This window comes from Halovulum dunhuangense (assembly GCF_013093415.1).
GTDB classification, from domain to species: domain Bacteria; phylum Pseudomonadota; class Alphaproteobacteria; order Rhodobacterales; family Rhodobacteraceae; genus Halovulum; species Halovulum dunhuangense.
In genome coordinates, this window is the sequence record NZ_JABFBC010000014.1 from 1 (window position 1) to 4,269 (window position 4,269).

2 protein-coding genes are annotated in these 4,269 nt (G+C 64.9%); both read left to right on the top strand.

Translation table 11 applies throughout. The features are described 5' to 3' along the window. Positions 1 to 94: 94 nt before the first annotated feature. A complete protein-coding gene (locus tag HMH01_RS17630; protein ID WP_171327111.1) occupies positions 95 to 574 on the top strand; it encodes a DUF411 domain-containing protein in 480 nt (159 codons plus the stop codon). 2,647 nt (positions 575 to 3,221) lie between these two features. Continuing rightward, positions 3,222 to 4,269: hypothetical protein (locus HMH01_RS17635; protein WP_171327112.1), on the top strand; the 1,048-nt coding region annotated here is incomplete at its 3' end.

Consider the following 4,269-nt stretch of genomic DNA (forward strand, 5'->3'; position numbering starts at 1 on the left):
CTCATCGGTCTCGGTGATCGCGAATGCCCTGCGGCTCAGGCAGGTTGACCTCTGAGCTGCCGCGACACACATGACTTCCCGGAGGGAGAACCAGATGACCCGGAACACCTTGTCCCGCCGCATGCTTCTGGCCGGGGGCACCGCCCTGGTGGTGGCCTCGCCGCTCGGCGGCCTTGCGCAAGCCGCCGGACCGGCGATCCACGTGGTGAAGGACCCCAACTGCGGTTGCTGCTCGGCCTGGATCGAGATCCTCGAGCAGGACGGCTTTGCCGTGACGACCGAGGCCGCTGCCGGGACGGCTCTCATGCGCTACAAGCTGGAGAACGGCATCCCGCCGGAACTTGGCTCATGCCACACCGCGAGGGTGGATGGTTACATGATCGAGGGCCATGTTCCCGCAGCGGACATCCGCCGACTGCTCGACGAACGCCCCGATGCCGTCGGTCTCGCGGTTCCCGGCATGCCCTACGGCTCGCCCGGCATGGGGCCCGAAAGTGCGCGCGACGCCTATGATGTCCTGCTGATCCAGCGGGACGGATCGGCAGACGTCTTCACCAGCTACGCCGCCGCCTGACGCGGTCGCCGAGGTTTGGCGGCTCCACATCAAGGCATGGGCGGTCGAGCAGGGATCCACTGCGTCGGAGTTGCGCCTGACAGAAACAGATGGTCCGGGAACATGAGCTGTGGCATCTGTATTTGGTCTGGTGACGGCCGTTGAGGACGCGTCGGCTGAAGCATAAGGTCAATTACCTTCAGATCTTCCGCAACTGTTCATGGGCTGGCTGATCAATAATGCTAATCCTCATTTATGATTTGATACAAAAGAAATAATAGAATTCTTTTTTATATAGAAAAGAATTTTATAAGCAGCTCTGTCACAGCATCTGGTTAAGCATAGTGGCGGAGTGCGCAGGCTTGCGCCGGCAGTAGGCAGCATGCACGCGAAGAGACGGTCGGAGCCCCCGCCCCGGAAGCACCGGCGGAATGCGCAAAGCCGGAACCCAGCACCCCACCACCACCGCAGCCCGGCCTCAGAGCCTCAGAAAGCGTGCAGCGGGCCCGTGTCGTGTTGCGTGCATGTCACGCTCTATGCCCGACACCCCTAGCGGCCGTCAGCGACACTCCTAGCGGCTCTCAGCGCGCACTGCGGCCTGAACCAAGGACAGCCGGACCTCCGGATGCCCCCTAACCGCCGCTAAGTATAAGGCTCCGTCCCCTGGTCGCCCGGAAATGCCTGCCGCTGGGAGAATGGCCCCGCTCTGCCGAGATCTTGCAGCCTCGTTCCGGCTCCCTCCCCACCGATACAGGTCATGTCCTGAGGCAAGGTTATGCCGCACACCTGCTGCCCACGGTCGCCTTTCGCCGGTACCGGACGGCTTGCTGAGCATAACCACGCTCGATGCGGATGGAAGGCGACCAGCAGGTCCGAGCAGCAGCCGCGGGCAGGTGACGACCAGGCACGCAGTCGGCCCTGACCCACCCGAGCGGCCCCACGCCCTGACCGGGAGCGGGATAGGGACGGGCTGGCACAGACAGCGCGGGCTGCACCATCGCGACCAGCAGCACTGCGAAACCCGCCCATACCGATGACGCGCTGAGGGCGGTGCAGGAGCCGCGAGTCGTGTTGCACATATGTCACTATGCCGGACACACCTAGCGGCCGTCAGCGACGGGTTTCTGGGGCTCTCAGCGGGTGCTGCGCCCTGCACCTGGGGCAGCGGGAGCTAGGAACGCCAGCCAACGTCCCCTTGGTATAAGGATCCGCCCCCTGCCCGCCCGGAATTGCCAACACCCGGCAGCATGGCTCCCCCGCCCTGTCTAGGACTTCCAGATTCCGTCCCACTCGCTTCCCACTGATGCCGCTCAAGAGCGGAGACGAGCCTTTCTCCAATCCCGGGCAGTTGCCCATGGTCCGCCCGCGGCAGTCTGCGCGTGTGGAGACGGATTCACGCGGGCGCCCTCTGGACACGCGCTGCGGGAGTACATAGCTCGCGCTCACAACGGACAGGAGCAGCGGCATGACGTGGCGGCACAAGCCCCGGGCCCCGAGGGCATACAGAAGCAGGACGAGCGGCAGCATGACATCTCTGCCACGACCTTCGACGTATGCGGCTCCAGTCATACCGTCCGACCATGCCGTCACGCGTCAGCAGCAGCGCCGCAGCCCCCTCGAGACCTGATGCCCCCGACAGATCAACAGACCCGACGCGGCCTTGGCCGCGAACACGGGGGTCATGCCTTGCCGCCCTATCCGATCACCACTGCCCATGCCCCCGCGCACTCGCCATGGGCACTGCCCGGGCGCGGCAAGTCCATGCGCGAGTACATCCGTCGCGCGGCGTTGGCGCCGGTGGTGGGCACGACGCGTCCGGCAGCGGCTCGATTGGCCGCCGCTCCAAGGACTGCCTGCTGTGGCCATCCATTCCAATGCCGGAGCGATCCAGCGGCGCAGACCCGCGCCATGCGCCTGGGAGCCGTCCGGTGACCGCGGAGCGGAGCATCCTCGACATAGATGGAAGCGCCATCAGCCGAGCTGTACCGGACGTGTCCTGCATGGTGAAGACGCGCGGCTCTGGCATGCGTCCGGTGATGGGAGCCCCATGGTCAGACCGGCTGAGCACCCGTCACAGATCCATGCCAGTACCGGACCGCTTCAACGCGACGGTCGGAAGCGCTGCTCAGAGCCGTCCGGCAGGCGCAGGCAGCCTGACGGTGATGTGGGACGCCCGCCAACGCATGATGCCCGCACCGGACCCGGCCCGCGCTGGCTTCCAATGCAGGGTCCATGGACGCGGTCCGGTGGCCACAGCGGCGAGCATGAAGCATCGAGCGAGGCGGACCGTCGGCGCCCCCGTACCGGAGCATTCGAACGCATCAGGCAGGCACCTCGCTGGGAGGTGTCCGGTAACAGCGAGCTCGTTCGCTCCGCACACAGAACGCCACTCGAGCGCTTTCCCCGTACCGGAGCGGTTCTGCGGGCAGATACGCAACACGCCAGCCGGAGGCTGTCCGGTAGCGCGCCGACCGTCGGGCAAGGCCGACCGGTCAGGGCAGGCGCTACCGCAGAGCTGCCGCAGCCGTTCTGGTCGAAACTGCAGCCTGTCACGCGGCAGCCTGTGGTTAACCACGCGCCAGACGTCCGCAGCACAACCATAAGGCGTAGCCGCAGCCAATGATACACCCATTGCTGCAGCCGGCCGCACCCAACCCGGGCCTTATAGATGAGCAATCCCCAAAGGATCGAGCAACCAATGTACTCCGGACAATCCAGAAACAACCGATACGACTACGCCTATCGATCGAAGCCGATGTCGCTCGAAATCCCCCTCAAATTTGCCGACACCAAGAGTTATCGGGACCTGTTCGGCGACCCGCCCCCCGAAGATCTGAGCCTGACCTATCTTTGGCAGCCCCCCAAGTCGGGCGCAGCCTGGTTCCCGGAGCGCTATCGCCTGACCCCGGACTTCGATCTGAGCCGCTACACCGCTCGGGCCGAAGTGGACTACATCCGGATCGGCTTCACCACTGCCGGCCATCTGAACCGCGCGAGGCTCTCGACGCGCCTTCGTGAGGCCATCGGTGTGAGCGTGTCGATCGAGCCCACTGCCCCGGGCGGCTCGGGTCATACGCATACCGCGAGGATCCAGCAGCCGACGCGCACGCTCACCGAAACGCTGATCAAGTTGCTTGGTGAGCAGGAGGGGCTCAGCTGCACCGGAACGATCGAGGAGATCGAGATCAGCGTCGACTGGTATGCGAACAACGAGTCCGATGCGGACCGGTGGCTGATGACAGAGCTGCTGTGGCGTCACCTGCTGCCCGATGCCGATTACTGGCGGGACCTCGGTGGCTTCCCGCGATGCTGCTGGGGTGGCAGCAGGGAAACGCGACACCTGCTGACGATACCCTCCGAGGACAAGACGCATGACGACGAGAAGCAACCGGAGCGCTACGGCGTCCCGCTCGGGATGGATCCGCTACGCGATGCGGCGCTCGAGCTGAGAAACTACAATCCGGCCAAAGCCAACGGAACGATCTACTACGGGGCGCGGGACGCAGCCGCTATGACAGGGGGCCATCCAGGCGTGAGCTTCCGGATCATGCACAAGGTCATCGACAATCAGAACCGGGTGACAGGAACCAGAACCGTTCTCGACGAAGGGGAGCGGCGCGCTCGGATGGAGATCACGCTGCGAGGACCGGCGCTGGATGAGCTGCGGGTATCCAGGCTCGATGATCTTCCCGCGGCCATCAAGAAGATCAGGAAGC